This is a genomic window from Marmoricola sp. RAF53 (assembly GCF_052114005.1).
Taxonomy (GTDB): Bacteria; Actinomycetota; Actinomycetes; order Propionibacteriales; family Nocardioidaceae; genus Marmoricola.
In genome coordinates, this window is record NZ_JBFRDX010000005.1 from 36,091 (window position 1) to 52,817 (window position 16,727).

Genomic DNA, 16,727 nt, shown 5'->3' on the forward strand with positions numbered 1-16,727 from the left:
GATCCAAGCAGAGCACCGCTCAGATGACGCGCCGGTTCTGCCGCAGCCGCTTCCGCATCCCGCGCATCACCAGCCGGGCGTGCAGGGTGCGCAACGGCCGCGGCACCCGCGGGTAGACGGCCCGGAAGAACGCCCAGAAGGCGTCGTAGGCCCGCTGGTCGCGACGGCTCCAGCGCAGCGCGAGCACCTCGCGGACGCGGGGCTCGAGGTTGCCGCGGGTGAGCAGGTTCTGCAGCGCGATCGAGGGCCGCAGGAGCAGCGGCGCGCCCCGGGTGCTCAGCAGCGCGGCGGCGTACGCCTGGACCTGCGGGTCGGGGCTGAGCTCCCCCTGCATCCGCTCCCAGTACGCCGTGAAGTCGGCGCGCGTGGCCGGCCACATGTCCTCGCCGACCTGGAGCGCCGTGCCGAAGATCCGGCACTCCTGGTACGAGCGCTCGCGGGTGGCCTCGTCCATCGGGCCGAAGGTCTTCTCGTAGATGAACTCGCCGTTCTGCGCGAGCGTCGCGGCCACCCAGAGCTGCAGGTACGGGTCGAACGCGGTGTAGTCCTTGCCGCGCACCGGGCGGTGCGCCCTGTTGACCAGCCGGGCGACGGTCCGGCGCTCCTCGTCGGTGCCGAGCGTCATCACGTAGACGTAGGTGAGCGTCGTCCGGAGCCGGTCGAGCGGGCGGTCGAGGGTGTTCGAGTGCTCGGCGACGCCCTTGCCGACGCCGTACAGGGCGAGCTGGTTCATCACCGCGGAACCGGCGCCCAGCAGCAGGGCGCTCTCGCCGACGTAGTCGGCGAGCCCGAACTTCGCGTCGGCGACGTCGGGCACGTACGGGCGGGCGGCGGACGTGGCCGGCTGGTTCTCCACGGTCGTCATGGCTGCGACAGTGCAACAGGCTCTGTTGCATTGTGTAGGCTTCCGTCATGGCTGAGATCCCCGTCGCGAGCCTCCTCGACGCCGCCCGGGCCCAGTTCGTCCAGACCGGCGTACGACGCAGCAGCGGCGACGACATCGCCCGCCGCGCCGGGGTCAACCGGGCCACGCTCTACCGCCGCGTCGGGACCAAGGAGGAGATCGTCCGCCGGACCTACCTGGCGGAGACCGAGCGCGTCCTCGCCGTCATCGAGGCCGCGATCGGACCGGTGCCCCAGCCCGGGGACCAGCCCGGGGACCAGCCCGGGGACGACTTCGACCCGGCCGGCTACGTCGCGAACTTCTTCACCGTCACCATCACCCAGCTCCGCGAGAACCCGCTGCTCCAGCAATTGCTGGAGATCGACCGCGAGGACACCCTGCTCGGCCTCACCGTCAACGCCGGCGAGACCCTCACGCTGTCCTCGCTGCTGGTCGCCGACCGGATCCGGTCGCTGCGGGCGTACGTCGCCAACCCCGAGACCGACGACATCGACGACCTCGCCGGCACGCTGGCCCGACTGGCCCAGTCGCTGCTGCTCACCCCGGAGGGCAACCCGCGCCTGGACACCCGCGAGCGGATGGAGCAGTACGCCCGCCGGGTGCTCGCACCGATGATCCTGGGTTTCGGGGCGCGGGCCAGCGCGCGCTCCTCGACCACCGACTAAGGTCCACGGGTGCGCATCGCCACCTGGAACGTCAACTCGATCCGCTCCCGCATCGACCGCGTGGAGGCGTTCCTGGAACGCCACGACATCGACGTCCTCGCGCTCCAGGAGACCAAGGCGCGCGAGGACCAGCTGCCGCTGATGGGCCTGCAGGCGCGTGGGTACGACGTCGCCGCGGTCGGCTACAGCCAGTGGAACGGTGTCGCGATCGTCTCCCGGGTCGGCCTCGAGGACGTCACCGTCGGCTTCCCGGACATGCCCGAGTTCGACGGCAGCGCCGAGGCCCGGGCCATCGGCGCGCTCGTGGGCACCAACGGCGAGGGTGGCGGCATCCGGATCTGGTCGCTGTACGTGCCGAACGGCCGCAAGGTCGACGACCCGCACTACCACTACAAGCTCGACTGGCTGGCCCGGCTGCGCACCGTCGCGGCGACCTGGGCCGACCAGCCGGTCGCCCTCGTCGGCGACTGGAACATCGCCCCGACCGACGTGGACGTCTACGACATCGCCGCGTTCGCGAAGGACACCCACGTGACCCCGCCCGAGCGGGCGGCGTTCCAGGCGATCCTCGACGCCGGCTACACCGACGTCGCCCGGCAGTACACCTCGGAGCCGGGGACCTACACCTACTGGGACTACTACCGGCAGCGGTTCGAGCGGAACCGCGGCATGCGGATCGACTTCGTCCTCGGCTCGCCGTCGCTGGCCGAGCGGGTGACCAGCGCCTTCGTGGACCGCGAGGAGCGCGCCGGGCAGGGAGCCAGCGACCACGCGCCGGTCGTCGTCGAGCTGGCCGACTGAACGTCGGCCGACGACCTCACCGGCGCAGGTGCTTGGGCACCGGCGCCCAGGTGGTCGGCGTACCGGCGGCCACCACCCGGTACTCCCGGACCTGCCGCGCCCGTACGCGGAACGTGGCGACGCCGGACCGGCTCGTGCTCCGCGCCGTGACCCGGTGCCACGCGCACGCCGCGCAGGTCCGGTACGCCAGCACCACGCGGCCGCCCTTCCAGGCACGGAAGCCGTTCGCCCCCGGCAGGTACCTCCGCAGCGATGCCGTCAGCACGACCCGGCCACCGCTGCGGGTGCCGCGGAGCGCGAGCCGGGAGTCGAGGCGGACCACCGTGCGACGGGTGTTCTGCGGGACGATCTCACCGTCCGCGTCGCGGGCGCCGTTCGCGGTGATCGCGTAGGTGCCGAGCGTCTCGTCGTCGTAGAACGACCAGGTGTCGGTCCGGTTGCGCTCGAAGTAGAGCAGGTCGGCGAAGCCCCGCGTGACGTGCTGGACCTTCCACGCCGCCCACGCGGTGCGCAGCGTCGTGCAGACCGGCGAGAGCCGACCGGTGACACGCTCGACCGGCGCGTTCACCCGCACCTGGGACGGGATCAGGACCGAGCAGGCGGGCGCCGGTCCGGGCAGCACCGTGAACGGGAACGTGGCCTCGTGGCCGGCGTTGTCCGTGACCCGGAACTGGTAGCCGGTCCCGGCCGGGAGCGGCGAGACGGGCAGCTGCGGCTTCCCGCCGCTGCCCGTCCAGGTGTACGTCCGGGTCTCCGTCATCGGAACCGGCGTCCCGCCACCGGCCGGGACCTGTTCGACGTACCAGTCGTAGTGCGCGATCGGGGCGTCCTCGAAGCTCACCGTGAACGGTCCGGCATAGCCCGCGTAGTGCTTCGCGGTCGGCGACGGCGACTCCACGACGGGGTTCCCGGTGCCGACCGCACCAGCCGGGAGCGCGAGCGCGGACAGGGCAGCGAGGGCGGCGACCAGCACCCACGGAACAAACCTGCCGAAACGTCCCCACACGGGACGTATGACAACACACAGGAGCGTGTCCCGGCGACTGTCGGTGCCTGCTGTCACCGTCAGCGCATGGAGATCCTGCTTCCCCTCACGACCCTGGTCCTCGGTGTCCTGCTCGGTGCCGTGGCGGTCCTGGTCTGGCTCCGGCGCGGCCCGGTCGCGGGAGCCGACCTGGGCGCGATCGGCGAGACCGCGGTGATCCGCGACGGGCTCGACCGGCTGCACGACCGGATGCGCGACCTGGAGCACCAGCGGGTGTCGTGGCAGAGCACCCTGCACCAGCAGGTCGACGAGGTCCGGCACAGCACCGACACCCTGCGCCGGGAGACCGCCGCGCTGGCGACGGCGCTGCGCAAGCCGCACGTGCGCGGCCAGTGGGGCGAGCTGCACCTGCGGCGCACGGTCGAGCTCGCCGGACTGGTGGAGCACTGCGACTTCTCCCAGCAGGTGCACCTGGTCGGCGACGACGGCACGACCGAGCGGGCCCAGCGTCCTGACGTGGTGGTGCACCTGGCCGGCGGCAAGAGCCTGGTCGTGGACGCGAAGGCGCCGCTCGCGGCGTACCTGGACGCGCTGGCGAGCACCGATCCCGAGGAGCAGCAGGCGCACCTCGCCCGGCACGCGCGCCAGCTCCGCGGCCACGTCGACCAGCTCGCCGCGAAGTCCTACTGGCGGGCGCTGCCCGCCTCGCCGGAGTTCGTGGTGCTCTTCGTTCCGACGGAGTCATCCCTGGCAGCGGCACTCGAGGTCGAGCCCGGGCTGCTGGAGCACGCCGCCGCCCGCGACGTCGTGCTGGCGGGCCCGACCACCCTGATCGCGCTGCTCCGCACCGTCGCCCACGGCTGGACCACCGAGACCCTGGCCGAACGCACCCGGGAGATCCACCAGCTCGGCCGCGACCTGTACGCCCGGCTCGGCACCGTCGGCCGGCACCTCGACAAGCTCGGCCGCTCCCTCAAGGGCAGCGTCGAGGCCTACAACAGCGCCGTCGGGTCGCTGGAGAACCGGGTGCTCGTGACGGCACGGCACTTCTCCGACGTCGCGGACCTCGACGAGTCGATCCCGCACCCGCGCCCGGTCGAGGAGGGGCCGCGGCCGCTCACCGCGGTCGAGCTGCTCGACGCCGTCGCCCCGGAGCGCGACGAGCTCGACCTCCGCCTGCCCGGCGTGCCTCCCCGGAACGACCGGGCAGCCGACCTACCGTGAAGGGGTGAGCGCACCCACCGTGTGGGAGGAAGGCCGCTGGTCCGGCACGCGGATCACGCGGTTCTCGGTCTTCGCCTGCGCCGTCCTGGTCGCGATCGACCTCGTCGTCACCGGCCGGCTCGGCATCCTGTTCGACACGGGTTTCGTGCTGCTGTGCGTCGGCATCGCGCTCGCGATCCGTCCGGGTGAGTTCTTCCGGGCCGGCGTACTGCCCCCGATGCTCGTCCTCGGCGTCTGCACGGTGCTCGGCCTGCTCGACCGGGCGGCGGTCGGCACCCGCGAGGACGGCATCGTCCAGGCGCTCATCTCCGGGCTCGCGCACCACTCCGGCGCGCTGCTCGTCGGCTACGCGCTCTGCCTCGGGGTGCTCGCGATCCGCCACCGGGTCCTCGCCCGGCGGGCCCGGGAGGCCGCGCCCGAAACAGCGTCCGAGGCAGCGGCGGAGGATCACTCGAAGCGCGCTGGGTCCCCGGCGCCGTACCGGGTGATCTCGGGGGCGCCCGAGGTGAAGTCGACGACCGTCGTCGGAAGCGAGCCGGACTCGCCGGAGTCAAGGACCGCGTCCAACAGCTGATCCAGCTCGTCCTTCACCAGCCAACCCTCGGTCATCGGCTCGGTCTCCCCCGGCAGGATCAGCGTGGTCGACAGCAGCGGCTCGCCCAGCTCGGCGAGCAGCGCCTGCACCAGCCGGTGCTCCGGGATCCGGACGCCGACCGTCCGCTTCTTCGGGTGCATCAGCCGCTTCGGGACCTCGCTGGTCGCCGGCAGGATGAACGTGTACGGGCCCGGGGTCGCCGCCTTGATCGCCCGGAACGCCGCGTTGTCGATGTGCACCAGCTGGCCGAGCTGCGCGAAGTCGCGGCAGACCAGGGTGAAGTGGTGCTTGTCGTCGAGCTGGCGGATCCGGCGGATCCGGTCGAGCCCGTCCCGGTTGCCGAGCTGGATGCCGAGCGCGTAGCCGGAGTCGGTCGGGTAGGCGATCAGGCCGTCCTCGCGCAGCAGCGCGACCGCCTGCCCGATGAGCCGCGGCTGCGGGTCCTCGGGGTGGATGTCGAGGTAGCGGGCCATCAGGACTCGGCGGCAGCCTTCTCAGCAGCGCGCATGTCCCGGCGCAGCTCCGGAGGCAGCGCGAAGATCAGCGACTCCTCGGCGGTGTGCACCGCCTCCGCGTCCGGGTAGCCGCGCTCGGCGAGGAAGGCGAGCACGCCCTGCACCAGCTCCTCCGGCACCGACGCGCCCGAGGTGACGCTGACCCGCTGGACGCCGTCCAGCCAGGCCTCGTCGATCTCGGAGGCGTCGTCGACCCGGTGGGCCGCCTTGGCGCCGACCTCGAGGGCGACGTCGGCCAAGCGCACGGTGTTCGAGGAGTTCGCCGAGCCCACCACGATCACCAGGTCGGCCTCGCCGCTGATCTCCTTGATCGCGAGCTGCCGGTTCTGGGTGGCGTAGCAGATGTCGTCGCTCGGCGGGTCGAGCAGATCGGGGAAGCGCTCCCGGATCGCGTGCACCGTCGCCATCGTCTCGTCGACCGACAGGGTGGTCTGGGAGAGCCACGCGACCCGCTTCGGGTCACGGACCACGATGTTCGCGACGTCCTCCGGGCCCTGGACCAGCTGGATGTGGTCGGGGGCCTCGCCGGCCGTGCCCTCGACCTCCTCGTGGCCCGCGTGCCCGATCAGCAGGATGTCGTAGTCGTCGGCGGCGAACCGCTTCGCCTCGTGGTGGACCTTGGTCACCAGCGGACAGGTGGCGTCGATCGTCTTCAGGCCCCGGTCCGCCGCCTCGGCGTGGACCGCCGGGGAGACGCCGTGGGCGGAGAACACGACCGTCTGCCCGGGCGGGACCTCGTCGAGCTCCTCGACGAAGATCGCGCCCCGCGACTCCAGGTTCGCCACCACGTGCTTGTTGTGCACGATCTGCTTGCGTACGTACACCGGGGCGCCGTACAGGTCGAGCGCCTTCTCCACGGTGATCACCGCGCGGTCGACGCCGGCGCAGTAGCCGCGCGGAGCGGCCAGCAGCACGGCGCGGTCGGCCTCGTCGAGGACGCGGGGCATCGCGAGATCGGTGTCCATGGCGCCCATCGTAGTGGGGTCGCCGTAGGGTGCCCTCATGCCCGTGACCACCTCGCCGGAGGCGCCGATCCCGGTGCGTCAGGTGGTCGGCATGATCAGCGGCTGGGTCGATCGGCTCGGCGCGGTCTGGATCGAGGGCCAGGTCGTCCAGCTCAACCGCCCCGCGAACTCGGCCACCGACTTCCTCACCCTGCGCGACAAGCTCGCCGACGTCTCGGTCCAGCTGACCTGCCCGCGGGCCGTGGTCGACTCGCTGCCGACCCCGCTGGTCAACGGCGCGCAGATCGTCGTGCACGGCAAGCCCAGCGTCTACCCGAACCGCGGATCGCTGTCGCTGCAGGTCCGGGAGATCCGGCTGGTCGGCGAGGGCGAGCTGCTCGCCCGGCTCGAACGGCGCCGCCAGCTGCTCGCAGCCGAGGGACTGTTCGCGCTCGAGCTCAAGCGCCCGCTCCCCTTCCTCCCCCTCCAGGTCGGCCTGGTCACCGCGAAGGACTCCGCCGCCGAGCGCGACGTCGTCGAGAACGCCCGCCGCCGCTGGCCCGGCGTCACCTTCGCCACCCGGTACGCCGCGATGCAGGGCCCGAGCGCCGCGACCCAGGTGATCGAGGCGCTCGGCGCACTGGACCGCGACCCGGGCGTGGACGTGATCGTGATCGCCCGTGGCGGCGGCTCGGTCGAGGACCTGCTGCCGTTCTCCGACGAGGCGCTGATCCGCGCGGTGCACGCCGCCACCACACCGGTCGTCTCCGCGATCGGCCACGAGCCGGACAGCCCGCTGCTCGACCTGGTCGCCGACCTGCGCGCCTCCACACCGACGGACGCGGCCAAGCGGGTGGTGCCCGACGTCGCCGAGGAGGCGCAGCGGGTGGCGCAGGTCCGCGAGCGGATGCGGCGCCACGTCGCCGGCCTGGTGACCCGCGAGCAGCAGCGGCTCGACGACCTGCGCGGCCGGCCGGTGATGGCGGACCCGCGCGGCGAGCTGGTGCACCGCCGGGAGGAGGTCGACGCGCTGCGCGGTCGCGGCCGCCGGGTGCTCGGCCACGTGCTGGACCGCGCCGAGGACGACCTCGAGCACCGGCTGGCCCGGGTGCGCGCGCTGTCCCCGCTGGCCACGCTGAACCGCGGCTACGCGGTGCTGTCGGACGCCGACGGCACTCTGCTCTCCAGCGTCGGGGCCGTCCGCCCCGGACAGTCCCTGACGATCCGCGTCGCCGACGGCCGGATCACCGCCGAGGTCGCCGGGGTCGAGGAGATCCCGCTCCCGCCGACGACACCCGAGGAGATCGACGATGGCCAAGACTGACGACCGGCTGAGCTACGAGGACGCCCGCGAGCAGCTGATCGAGGTGGTGCGCACCCTGGAGGCGGGCGGGACCACGCTCGCCGAGTCGCTGTCGCTGTGGGAGCGCGGCGAGGAGCTCGCGAAGGTCTGCCAGGACGCGCTGGACGGCGCCCGGGCGCGGCTCGACGCGGTGATCGCCCAGCGCGAGGACCAGCGCGAGGACCAGCCCGAGGACGCGGACGACTGAGCGCTACGCGCCAGGGACCGCGGTCGCCGACAGCGAGGCCGCGAGGTCCCGGATCTCCGCGTTCGGCGCCGAGCCGTAGACGATGACGCGCTGCTGCTCGCCGTCCGGCGCCGTCGCGGTCCGCACCAGGGCGTAGTCGCCGCCGGCGTCGGTCCAGGTCTGCCAGGTGTTGCCGCCGACCTCGACGTCGTCGCCCCGGACGGCGTTCTCGTCGACGTACTGCTTCACGACGTTCTCAGTGGTGTCGCGGGACTCCTCCAGGCCGACGTACTTGCCCGGCGTGAGCATGCCGACGTGCCAGTGCGGCGCGACCCCGGTCTCGTACTTCGCCGAGGTCACCTTCCAGCCGGCCGGGACCGGGTCGGGCACGGAGGTGGTCAGCTTGCCGTCAGCACGGCCCGCCTTGACCCAGCCGACCAGCTCGGCGGCGGGGATCGCCTTGACCGGGCGGGTGCTCTCGTCCGGACGCCCCAGGTAGTACCAGCCGATGGCCACGACCAGGGCCACCACCAACGCGACGATCGCACTGTTCCACGGTCGTAAGCGACGCGCCTCGGCCTCGGTCATGCTCATGGGCGTCATCCTCCCAGCCGGGTGGGAGCGTCCGTGCAGCGGTCTACCCTCACCCGGTGGCCGACACCGTCCGGGACCTCGTGCCGCTGGTGGCGCTGCTCGCGCTGCTGGCGGTCGCCGTCGTGCACCCGCCGGAGTGGCTCGAGGCGCTGGTGGGCGTCGGCGCGGCCGCCGTCGTCCTCGCCTTCGGCCAGCTCGACTCCGGCGACCTGAGCACCGAGCGCGACCACCTGCTCCCGGTCGTCGGGTTCCTGATGGCGATCCTGGTGGTCGCCGAGTGCTGCCGCGCCGCGGGCCTGTTCGGGGCCATCGGGGCGCGGCTGGCCCGGGACACCGAGCCGCACCGGCTCTTCCGGCTCACCTTCCTCGTCGCCACCGTCGTCACCGTGGCGCTCAGCCTGGACGCGACGGTCGTGCTGCTGACCCCGGTCGTGCTCGCCGCCGGCGCCGGCGCGGCGCTGGACCGCCCGCTCCAGCTCGTGTGCGTCCGGCTCGCGAACAGCGCCTCCCTGCTGCTGCCCGTCTCGAACCTCACCAACCTGCTCGCGATGCCCTACCTCGGCATCGGCTTCGGCCGGTTCGCGCTGCTGATGGCGCCGACCTGGCTGCTCACGCTGGCCCTCGAGTACGCCGGCCACCGCTGGTTCTTCCGGCACGCGTTCGCCGCAGACCCGCCGGCGACCCCGGTGACCGACGAGCCGCTGCCGCCGCTCCCCCGGACGCCGCTGCTCGTCGTCGCCGCGATGCTCGTCGCCTTCGCCGTCGGGTCGCCCTTCGGGATCGACCCGGTCTGGTTCGCCGGGATCGCCGCCGTGGTCCTGGTCGGCCACGGTCTCGCCCGCGGCGAGCTCACCGTCGGCCGCGCGGTGCGGAGCACCCACGCCTCGTTCGCGGTCTTCGTGCTCGGGCTCGGCCTCGTGGTCGAGGCGCTCGGCCACGGACCGGTCGGCGACCTGGTCGCCCGGCTCGTCCCCGACGACGACGGGCTGTCCGCACTGCTCGCCCTCGCGGTGCTCGGCGCGGTGCTCGCGAACCTGCTCAACAACCTGCCGGCGACCCTGCTGCTGGTCCCGCTGGTCGGCCCGCTCGGCACGGTCCCGGTGCTGGCCACCCTGGTCGGGATCAACCTCGGTTCCTCGCTGACCTGGCCGGGCTCGCTGGCGAACCTGCTGTGGCGGCGTACGGTGCGGCGCTCCGGCGGGACCGTACGCAGCCGCGACTTCCACCTGGTCGCCCTGCTGGTGACACCGGTGGCGATCGGGGCCGGCGTGGTCGTGCTGCACCTGTGGGCGGGCCTCGTCTGACTCGGGCAGACTGACTCCGTGACCACCTACCGGATCGCCGAGGCCGCCGAGCTGCTCGGCGTCAGCGACGACACCGTCCGCCGCTGGATCGACCAGGGCCGGCTGAGCGCGACGCAGGAGCGCGGCCGGTCGGTCGTCCCCGGTGCCGAGCTGGCCGCGTTCGCGGTGTCGCTCGCCGGGACCGCCGAGGTCTCCCGGACCGGCTCCGTCTCGGCCCGCAACCGGCTCCCGGGGATCGTCGTGGCGGTCAAGAAGGACACCGTGATGGCCCAGGTCGAGATGATCTGCGGCCCGCACCGGATCGTCTCGCTGCTCTCCGCGGAGGCCGTCGACGACCTCGGGCTGGAGCCGGGTTCGCGCGCGATCGCCTCCATCAAGTCGACCAACGTGGTCCTCGAGAGCCCCTGAGGCGGGGTGGTCCTGTCCGTGTCCGGTGCTGCCTCCGGGTGACGGGGCTGCCGACCGATAGCATCGGACCATGCCCGACTCCCACCTCCCCGAAGAGCTGGCCGTCGCCCGCTCCGCACCCGACCGCAACCTGGCCCTCGAGCTGGTCCGGGTGACCGAGGCCGCGGCGATGGCCGCCGGCCGCTGGGTCGGCAAGGGCGACAAGAACGGCGCTGACGGCGTCGCCGTCAACGCCATGCGCACCCTGATCTCCACCGTCGGGATGCGCGGCACCGTCGTGATCGGCGAGGGCGAGAAGGACAACGCCCCGATGCTCTACAACGGCGAGGAGGTCGGCGACGGCGACGGCCCCGAGTGCGACGTCGCGGTGGACCCGATCGACGGCACCACGCTCACCGCCAAGGGCATGATGAACGCGATCTCCGTGCTCGCCGTCGCTCCGCGCGGCTCGATGTACGACCCGAGCGCCGTGTTCTACATGGAGAAGCTCGTCACCGGCCCGGAGGCCGCGGACGTCGTCGACATCCGCTACCCGGTCGCCGAGAACATCCACCAGGTCGCCAAGGCCAAGGGCGGCAAGCCCGAGGACGTCACCGTGGTGCTCCTCGACCGGCCGCGGCACGAGGAGATGGCCCGCGAGATCCGCGACACCGGTGCCCGGATCAAGTTCATCAGCGACGGCGACGTCGCGGGCGCGATCATGGCGGCCCGCGCCGACACCGGCGTCGACCTGCTGCTCGGCGTCGGCGGCACCCCCGAGGGCATCATCACCGCGTGCGCGATGAAGTGCATGGACGGCGTCATCCAGGGCCGGCTGTGGCCGACCAGCGACGCCGAGCGCGAGCGCGCCCTCGAGGCCGGCCTCGAGCTCGACCGGGTGCTGCTCACCGACGACCTCGTGTCCGGGGACGACTGCTTCTTCGTCGCCACCGGCATCACCGACGGCGAGCTCATGAAGGGCGTCCGCTACCGCGCCGGCGGTGCCTCGACGCACTCGCTGGTCATGCGCAGCCGGAGCGGGACGATCCGGCAGATCATCAGCGACCACAAGCTGAGCAAGCTGCGCGCCTACTCGAACGTCGACTTCGACCGCTGACCCGCGTCAGGCGGGCGAGAGCCGCAGCCTGATCTCCGGAGCGGGATCCTGGGTGGCGGCCTGGGTCGCTGCTTGCGCCGCCCGGGCCCGGCGCTGGCCGTCGAGCGCGTCCCGGACGACGTCGAAGACCAGCGGGTCGATCGCCATCCCGACGTGGCTGGCGGTGACCTCGACCGGAACCGCGGCCGGATCCACGCACGCCCGCCAGTCGACGATGCCGTCGCGCCGGGAGTAGACCGCGGTGAAGCCGACGCCCGGGTCGAGCGGCAGGTGCGACTCGTCGAAGCTCGCCCGCGCGCAGGAGCCGGCGATGCAGTCCTCGCTCATCAGACCGCGGACGCCCGCCCGGGTCAGCCGGGTGAGCAGGTCGGCGTCCCAGGCGAGCACCTGGTGGACGGCGCCCGGCGCGAGGATCGGGCTGCCCATCGAGACGATGCCGTGGATCAGGTCCGGCCGGCGCGCGGCGAGGCCGCGGGCGAGCATCCCTCCCAGGCTGTGCCCGACGATCGTCACCTTCCGGCCGCGCCTGGTCGCGATCGCCTCGACCCGGCGCTCCAGGTGGTCCGCCGTCTCGCGGGTGCAGCCGAAGTTCACGCGGATGTGCGAGCGGTAGGTGCGGTAGCCGGTCCCGCGCAGCATCGCGGACATCCCGGCCAGGGTCCCGTCGCCGGCCATGAAGCCGGGGACGAGCAGGACCGGCTCGACGGGCTGCGGGCGCCGGTGGTCGGCGTACGGGAGCGCGGCGCGGGCCCGCTTGTCCGCACGGCTCCGGCGCACGTAACGTGCGACCTCGGCACCGATGCTGCCCTCCTGGGAGAGCGCGCGGAGGCCGCGGGGACCGACGAAGCCGTCGGGCTTGAGGAAGTCGCCCATCGGTGAGTTCACAAGTTCGAACGTAACGGAAACCACAGTTCCAGGAACGGAAGTCGCGCGATTTCGTGACGACCTTCAGGAATGCTCGATCCGTAGAATTGCCGCACTCCCGTCGAAAGGCACGCCCTGATGCCGCGCATCCGCTCCCGTCGCACCGCCACGAAGGCCGCCGACGAGATCCTGGTCAGCAGCGAGCTCTTCGCCCCGGTCAGCGCCGGGGTCGAGCTCTGCTACCAGACCTTCGGCGACCCCGACGACCAGCCGCTGCTGCTCGTCATGGGGCTCGGCGGCCCGATGACCTGGTGGGACGAGGACCTGTGCCGCCTGCTCGCGCGCCAGGGTTTCTACGTGATCCGGTACGACAACCGCGACAGCGGCCGGTCCACGAAGGTGACCGGCCAGGTCACCCGGTCGATGCTGGTGCAGGCGTTCCTCGGCCGCCGCGTGAAGGCGCCGTACGGGATCGCCGACATGGCCGCGGACGCCTTCGGCCTGCTCGATCACCTCGGCCTGGAGACCGCGCACGTCACCGGCGTCTCGATGGGCGGCATGATCGCCCAGACGATGGCGATCGCGCACCCGTCCCGGGTCCGCAGCCTGGTCTCGATCATGTCGACCACGGGCCGCCGCACCGTCGGCTGGCAGAACCCGAAGATCATCCCGGCGCTGCTGAGCCCGCGCGGCACCGACCTCGAGTCGTACGTCGCGGGCGCGGCCAGGATGGGCGCCCTGATCGGCTCGCCCGGCTTCCCCGAGCCCGCGGAGTCCTCGCGCGCCCGCGCCGAGGAGACCTACGCCCGCGGCCTCTCCGCCGCCGGTGTCACCCGGCAGATGCTCGCCGTGCTGACCCAGCCCGACCGGGCCCGGGCGCTGCACGCCCTCACGATGCCGGCCGCGGTCGTGCACGGCATGGAGGACCAGATGGTGCACCCGTCGGGCGGCCGTGCGACCGCGCAGGCGATCCCCGGCGCCCAGCTCCTCCTGATCCCCGGCATGGGTCACGACCTCCCGCCGGAGCTGTGGGACACCTTCGCCGACGTGATCCGCCGGACCGCGGACAAGGCCGTGCGCTGACGCACGGCGTTTGACTCCGGGCCCCGGGGGGAACTGGGTGAGGTAGGACGTTTCCAGGAGGAACGCATGCCGCACTCACCCGCGGGGCGTGCCAGGTCCGGGATCTCGGGTCGCAGGCACGCCCTCGCCGTTGCTCTGACGATGCTGCTCGTCGCCACCGTGCTCAGCTCCTGCGGGAGCTCCGGCAAGACCACGCTGACCTGGTACACGAACCCTGACCCGGGTGGGCAGGCGGAGGTGGCCAAGCGGTGCTCGACCGACAAGGTCACCATCAAGACGCAGGTCCTGCCGCAGGACACCGGCCAGCAGCGCATCCAGCTGGCGCGCCGGCTCGCCGCGCACGACCCGGGCATCGACCTGATGAGCCTGGACCCGCCGTTCACGGCCGAGTTCGCCGACGCCGGGTTCCTCGCCGACATCCCCGACTCGCTGCAGACCACGCTGCGCCAGCAGTCGTTCAAGGGCGCGGTCGAGGCCGCCACCTGGGACGGCCAGCTGGCGGTGCTCCCGTTCTGGTCGAACACGCAGGTGCTCTGGTACCGCAAGGACGCCGCCCGGGCGGCCGGCCTCGACCTGAGCAAGCCGGTGACCTGGGACCAGCTCATCGACGCCGCGAACCAGCTCAACAAGAAGCAGGGCGCGGACAACACCCGCGTCGGCGTCCAGGCCAACAAGTACGAGGGCTACGTGGTCTGGATCAACGCCCTGATCTCGGGAGCCGGCGGGGACATCGTCACCCGGACGGACAAGGGCACCGACGCCCGCGTCGACATCGACTCCGACGCCGGGCGCAGCGCGGCGGCGGTGATCGAGAAGCTTTCCGGCTCCTCCGCCGCCGAGCCTGATCTGTCGGTCTCCAACGAAGGCTCCGTGCTCCCCTACCTGTACCCGACCTCCGGTGGGAAGGTGATCCCGAAGGCCGGCGGTTTCCTGGTCAACTGGACCTTCGTCTACACCAACGAGAAGGGCCTCACCGAGAAGAGCCCCGCCGAGGGCGGCATCACCAAGAAGGACTTCGCGAACCTCGGCTGGGCGCCGTACCCGACGACCGTGCCGAACGGCGAGTCCCGGCCCCCGTACGGCGGCATCGGGATCGGCGTCAGCAACTACAGCACCCACCCGGACGAGGCGATGGCCGCCGCCGCGTGCATCGTCGAGCCGGAGAACCAGGGCATCAACGCCGACCTCACCGGCAACATGCCGGCCAGCGCCGCCGGGTACGCCTACCCGGCACTGAAGAAGACCTACCCGGCCGACCTGCTGGCCCTGTTCCAGGAGAGCGTCGACCGGGCGGCACCGCGGCCCGCGTCGCCGTACTGGAGCGACATCTCGGGCGCGATCCAGTCGACCTGGCACTCGCCGGTGTCGGTGAACACCGACACCCCCAAGGAGTCGGCCACCTTCATCGAGGACATCCTCAAGGGAAGGAGACTGCTGTGACCACGACCGCACTCCGGGTCCCCGAGGCGACCGCGCCGCCGGAGACCGACCGCGCGGCGGCGGAGGACCGGCTCGGCCGGCTCCTGGTGCTGCCCGCCGTGGTGGTGATGCTGCTGGTGACGGCCTGGCCGATGCTCCGGGCGCTCTACCTGTCGCTGTTCCGCTACCGGCTGACCACGCCCGACGACCGCGCCTTCGTCTTCCTCGACAACTACGGCACCGTGCTCAGGGACCCGCTGTTCTGGCAGGTCACCTGGAACACCGTGCTCATCATGGTCGTCACCGTCGCCGTCGAGCTCGTGATCGGCTTCGCGTTCGCCCTGGTGATGCACCGGATCATCTTCGGCCGCGGCGTGATCCGGACCTCGATCCTGATCCCCTACGGCATCATCACGGTCGTCTCGGCGTTCGCCTGGCAGTTCACCTTCTCGATCAACAACGGCTGGGTGAACAGCTGGTTCGACTGGCTGCCCGGCATCGACGCGAACACGAACTGGTTCGGCGACCACTGGCACGCCATGTTCGCGATCATGGTCGCCGAGATCTGGAAGACGACCCCGTTCATGTCGCTGCTCCTGCTGGCCGGCCTGAGCCAGATCTCCGAGGACATGGTCGAGGCCGCGCAGGTCGACGGCGCCACCTGGTGGCAGCGGCTGCGCAAGGTGATCCTGCCGAACATGAAGGCCGCGATCATGGTCGCGGTGCTCTTCCGGGCCCTCGACGCGTTCCGGATCTTCGACAACATCTTCGTGATGACCCGGGGCGCCCAGAACACCGAGTCGTCCTCGTTCCTGACCTACCGGCAGGTGATCGAGCAGATGCAGCTCGGCCTCGGGTCGGCGCTCTCGGTGCTGCTGTTCCTCACCGTGCTGCTGCTCGCCTGGCTGATCGTCAAGGCGTTCGGCGTCGACCTCGCCCAGGCCCGGGGTGAGTCGTGATGAAGCGGGACGTGCGGACCAAGGTCGGGACCTGGGTCGGGTTCGTGCTGATCATGGTCTGGTGCCTGCTGCCGGTGGTGTGGATCTTCTCGCTGTCGCTGAAGTCCGCCGACGAGACCAAGGCCGGCAGCCCGCAGTTCCTGCCCAAGTCGTGGACCTTCGAGAACTACAAGGAGATCATCGACAACCCGGACTTCACCCGGGCGCTGGTGAACTCCTTCGGCATCTCGCTGATCGCGACCTTGTTCTCGGTCGTGCTGGCCACCCTGGCGGCGTACGCGATCGCCCGGCTGGAGTTCCGCGGCAAGCGGCTGGTGCTCTCGCTCGCGCTGGCGATCGCGATGTTCCCGGTCGTCGCGCTGGTCGGCCCGCTCTTCGACATGTGGCGGACGTTCCACCTGTTCAACACCTGGCCGGGGCTGATCATCCCGTACATGTCGTTCACCCTGCCGCTGGCGATCTGGGTGCTCTCGGCGTTCTTCCGGGAGATCCCGTGGGAGATGGAGCAGGCCGCCCAGGTCGACGGCGCCACCCCGATGCAGGCGTTCCGCAAGGTGATCGTCCCGCTGGCCGCACCCGGGGTGTTCACCGCGGCGATCCTGACCTTCTTCTTCGCCTGGAACGAGTTCGTGCTCGCCATCTCGCTGACCTCGACGACGGCGTCGCGGACCGTCCCGGCGCAGATGGCGTACTTCGTCGGCGCCGACCCGTTCAACCCGCCGTACTCGCAGCTGGCGACGGCGTCGGTGATCGTCACCGTGCCCGTCGTCCTCATCGTCCTGCTGTTCCAGCGCAAGATCGTCGCCGGCCTGACGTCCGGCGCGGTGAAGGGGTGAAA

General features: G+C 71.9%; 18 protein-coding genes and 1 pseudogene. 13 read left to right on the top strand and 6 right to left on the bottom strand.

Going from position 1 to position 16,727, the window contains the following annotated elements; genetic code table 11:
- Window positions 1–19: 19 nt before the first annotated feature.
- Window positions 20–865, bottom strand: coding sequence for an oxygenase MpaB family protein (locus tag AB4Y76_RS05550; protein WP_441922975.1), 846 nt, complete (start codon window positions 863–865; stop codon window positions 20–22).
- 47 nt (window positions 866–912) lie between these two features.
- Here AB4Y76_RS05550 and AB4Y76_RS05555 point away from each other — a divergent pair, with 47 nt between their 5' ends.
- Both AB4Y76_RS05555 and AB4Y76_RS05560 read left to right on the top strand, forming a co-directional pair.
- Window positions 913–1,569: a TetR family transcriptional regulator gene (locus AB4Y76_RS05555; protein WP_441922977.1), complete on the top strand. Its 657-nt coding sequence runs from the start codon at window positions 913–915 to the stop codon at window positions 1,567–1,569.
- 9 nt (window positions 1,570–1,578) lie between these two features.
- On the top strand, window positions 1,579–2,370 hold the full coding sequence (locus AB4Y76_RS05560; protein WP_441922979.1) for an exodeoxyribonuclease III: 792 nt from the start codon (window positions 1,579–1,581) through the stop codon (window positions 2,368–2,370).
- 16 nt (window positions 2,371–2,386) lie between these two features.
- On the opposite strand, the gene AB4Y76_RS05565 is transcribed toward AB4Y76_RS05560, so the two are convergent.
- The gene (locus AB4Y76_RS05565; protein ID WP_441922981.1) at window positions 2,387–3,343 is read right to left on the bottom strand and encodes a hypothetical protein; all 957 of its coding nucleotides are present in this window, start codon (window positions 3,341–3,343) and stop codon (window positions 2,387–2,389) included.
- Window positions 3,344–3,442: 99 nt separating this feature from the next.
- Between AB4Y76_RS05565 and AB4Y76_RS05570 the strand changes: the two genes are divergently transcribed.
- Window positions 3,443–4,579: a DNA recombination protein RmuC gene (locus AB4Y76_RS05570; RefSeq protein WP_441922983.1), complete on the top strand. Its 1,137-nt coding sequence runs from the start codon at window positions 3,443–3,445 to the stop codon at window positions 4,577–4,579.
- 19 nt (window positions 4,580–4,598) lie between these two features.
- Window positions 4,599–4,958, top strand: a pseudogene (locus tag AB4Y76_RS05575) (DUF6542 domain-containing protein); the annotation flags it as partial.
- A 68-nt stretch (window positions 4,959–5,026) separates the two neighbouring features.
- Here the strand turns inward: AB4Y76_RS05575 and AB4Y76_RS05580 are convergent.
- Window positions 5,027–5,647 carry an L-threonylcarbamoyladenylate synthase gene (locus AB4Y76_RS05580; protein WP_441922985.1) on the bottom strand — a complete coding sequence of 207 codons (621 nt, stop codon included), beginning with the start codon at window positions 5,645–5,647 and terminating at the stop codon, window positions 5,027–5,029.
- Entirely contained in the window at window positions 5,647–6,654 is a 1,008-nt protein-coding gene (locus AB4Y76_RS05585; protein ID WP_441922987.1) for a 4-hydroxy-3-methylbut-2-enyl diphosphate reductase, read from the bottom strand. The genes AB4Y76_RS05580 and AB4Y76_RS05585 overlap by 1 nt, the downstream gene beginning before the upstream one ends.
- A gap of 37 nt (window positions 6,655–6,691) precedes the next feature.
- Between AB4Y76_RS05585 and xseA the strand changes: the two genes are divergently transcribed.
- Together xseA and AB4Y76_RS05595 are read left to right on the top strand one after the other, a co-directional pair.
- Window positions 6,692–7,957 carry an exodeoxyribonuclease VII large subunit gene (gene xseA, locus AB4Y76_RS05590; RefSeq protein WP_441922989.1) on the top strand — a complete coding sequence of 422 codons (1,266 nt, stop codon included), beginning with the start codon at window positions 6,692–6,694 and terminating at the stop codon, window positions 7,955–7,957.
- Entirely contained in the window at window positions 7,944–8,183 is a 240-nt protein-coding gene (locus tag AB4Y76_RS05595) for an exodeoxyribonuclease VII small subunit (RefSeq protein WP_441922991.1), read from the top strand. The genes xseA and AB4Y76_RS05595 overlap by 14 nt, the downstream gene beginning before the upstream one ends.
- Before the next feature lie 3 nt (window positions 8,184–8,186).
- Here the strand turns inward: AB4Y76_RS05595 and AB4Y76_RS05600 are convergent, their stop codons facing one another.
- The gene (locus AB4Y76_RS05600) at window positions 8,187–8,756 is read right to left on the bottom strand and encodes a DUF4245 family protein (RefSeq protein ID WP_441922993.1); all 570 of its coding nucleotides are present in this window, start codon (window positions 8,754–8,756) and stop codon (window positions 8,187–8,189) included.
- Window positions 8,757–8,812: 56 nt separating this feature from the next.
- On the opposite strand from AB4Y76_RS05600, the gene AB4Y76_RS05605 reads away from it, so the two are divergent.
- The 3 genes from AB4Y76_RS05605 to glpX all read left to right on the top strand — a co-directional run bounded on the left by AB4Y76_RS05605 (window position 8,813) and on the right by glpX (window position 11,564).
- Complete coding sequence (locus AB4Y76_RS05605; RefSeq protein ID WP_441922995.1) at window positions 8,813–10,060, top strand: SLC13 family permease; 1,248 nt, start codon at window positions 8,813–8,815, stop codon at window positions 10,058–10,060.
- A gap of 18 nt (window positions 10,061–10,078) precedes the next feature.
- Entirely contained in the window at window positions 10,079–10,468 is a 390-nt protein-coding gene (locus AB4Y76_RS05610) for a TOBE domain-containing protein (RefSeq protein ID WP_441922997.1), read from the top strand.
- Between the two features lie 70 nt (window positions 10,469–10,538).
- Window positions 10,539–11,564, top strand: a complete 1,026-nt coding sequence (glpX, locus tag AB4Y76_RS05615) for a class II fructose-bisphosphatase (protein ID WP_441922999.1) — start codon at window positions 10,539–10,541, stop codon at window positions 11,562–11,564.
- Between the two features lie 6 nt (window positions 11,565–11,570).
- Here glpX and AB4Y76_RS05620 read toward each other — a convergent pair whose 3' ends face one another.
- A complete protein-coding gene (locus AB4Y76_RS05620; RefSeq protein ID WP_441923001.1) occupies window positions 11,571–12,449 on the bottom strand; it encodes an esterase/lipase family protein in 879 nt (292 codons plus the stop codon).
- 117 nt (window positions 12,450–12,566) lie between these two features.
- Here AB4Y76_RS05620 and AB4Y76_RS05625 point away from each other — a divergent pair, with 117 nt between their 5' ends.
- From AB4Y76_RS05625 to AB4Y76_RS05640, 4 genes are all read left to right on the top strand, one after another.
- The gene (locus AB4Y76_RS05625) at window positions 12,567–13,511 is read left to right on the top strand and encodes an alpha/beta fold hydrolase (protein WP_441923003.1); all 945 of its coding nucleotides are present in this window, start codon (window positions 12,567–12,569) and stop codon (window positions 13,509–13,511) included.
- 66 nt (window positions 13,512–13,577) lie between these two features.
- Complete coding sequence (locus AB4Y76_RS05630) at window positions 13,578–14,951, top strand: sugar ABC transporter substrate-binding protein (RefSeq protein ID WP_441923005.1); 1,374 nt, start codon at window positions 13,578–13,580, stop codon at window positions 14,949–14,951.
- Window positions 14,948–15,889, top strand: coding sequence for a carbohydrate ABC transporter permease (locus AB4Y76_RS05635; protein ID WP_441923007.1), 942 nt, complete (start codon window positions 14,948–14,950; stop codon window positions 15,887–15,889). The genes AB4Y76_RS05630 and AB4Y76_RS05635 overlap by 4 nt, the downstream gene beginning before the upstream one ends.
- The gene (locus AB4Y76_RS05640; RefSeq protein ID WP_441923009.1) at window positions 15,889–16,725 is read left to right on the top strand and encodes a carbohydrate ABC transporter permease; all 837 of its coding nucleotides are present in this window, start codon (window positions 15,889–15,891) and stop codon (window positions 16,723–16,725) included. The genes AB4Y76_RS05635 and AB4Y76_RS05640 overlap by 1 nt, the downstream gene beginning before the upstream one ends.
- The last annotated feature ends 2 nt before the right edge of the window (window positions 16,726–16,727 follow it).

Coding starts and splice junctions, on each gene's coding strand:
- AB4Y76_RS05550 (WP_441922975.1), bottom strand. CDS start 865: ATGACGACCGTGGAGAACCAGCCGGCCACGTCCGCCGCCCGCCCGTAC.
- AB4Y76_RS05555 (WP_441922977.1), top strand. CDS start 913: ATGGCTGAGATCCCCGTCGCGAGCCTCCTCGACGCCGCCCGGGCCCAG.
- AB4Y76_RS05570 (WP_441922983.1), top strand. CDS start 3,443: ATGGAGATCCTGCTTCCCCTCACGACCCTGGTCCTCGGTGTCCTGCTC.
- AB4Y76_RS05580 (WP_441922985.1), bottom strand. CDS start 5,647: ATGGCCCGCTACCTCGACATCCACCCCGAGGACCCGCAGCCGCGGCTC.
- AB4Y76_RS05585 (WP_441922987.1), bottom strand. CDS start 6,654: ATGGACACCGATCTCGCGATGCCCCGCGTCCTCGACGAGGCCGACCGC.
- xseA (WP_441922989.1), top strand. CDS start 6,692: ATGCCCGTGACCACCTCGCCGGAGGCGCCGATCCCGGTGCGTCAGGTG.
- AB4Y76_RS05595 (WP_441922991.1), top strand. CDS start 7,944: ATGGCCAAGACTGACGACCGGCTGAGCTACGAGGACGCCCGCGAGCAG.
- AB4Y76_RS05600 (WP_441922993.1), bottom strand. CDS start 8,756: ATGAGCATGACCGAGGCCGAGGCGCGTCGCTTACGACCGTGGAACAGT.
- glpX (WP_441922999.1), top strand. CDS start 10,539: ATGCCCGACTCCCACCTCCCCGAAGAGCTGGCCGTCGCCCGCTCCGCA.
- AB4Y76_RS05625 (WP_441923003.1), top strand. CDS start 12,567: ATGCCGCGCATCCGCTCCCGTCGCACCGCCACGAAGGCCGCCGACGAG.
- AB4Y76_RS05630 (WP_441923005.1), top strand. CDS start 13,578: ATGCCGCACTCACCCGCGGGGCGTGCCAGGTCCGGGATCTCGGGTCGC.
- AB4Y76_RS05640 (WP_441923009.1), top strand. CDS start 15,889: ATGAAGCGGGACGTGCGGACCAAGGTCGGGACCTGGGTCGGGTTCGTG.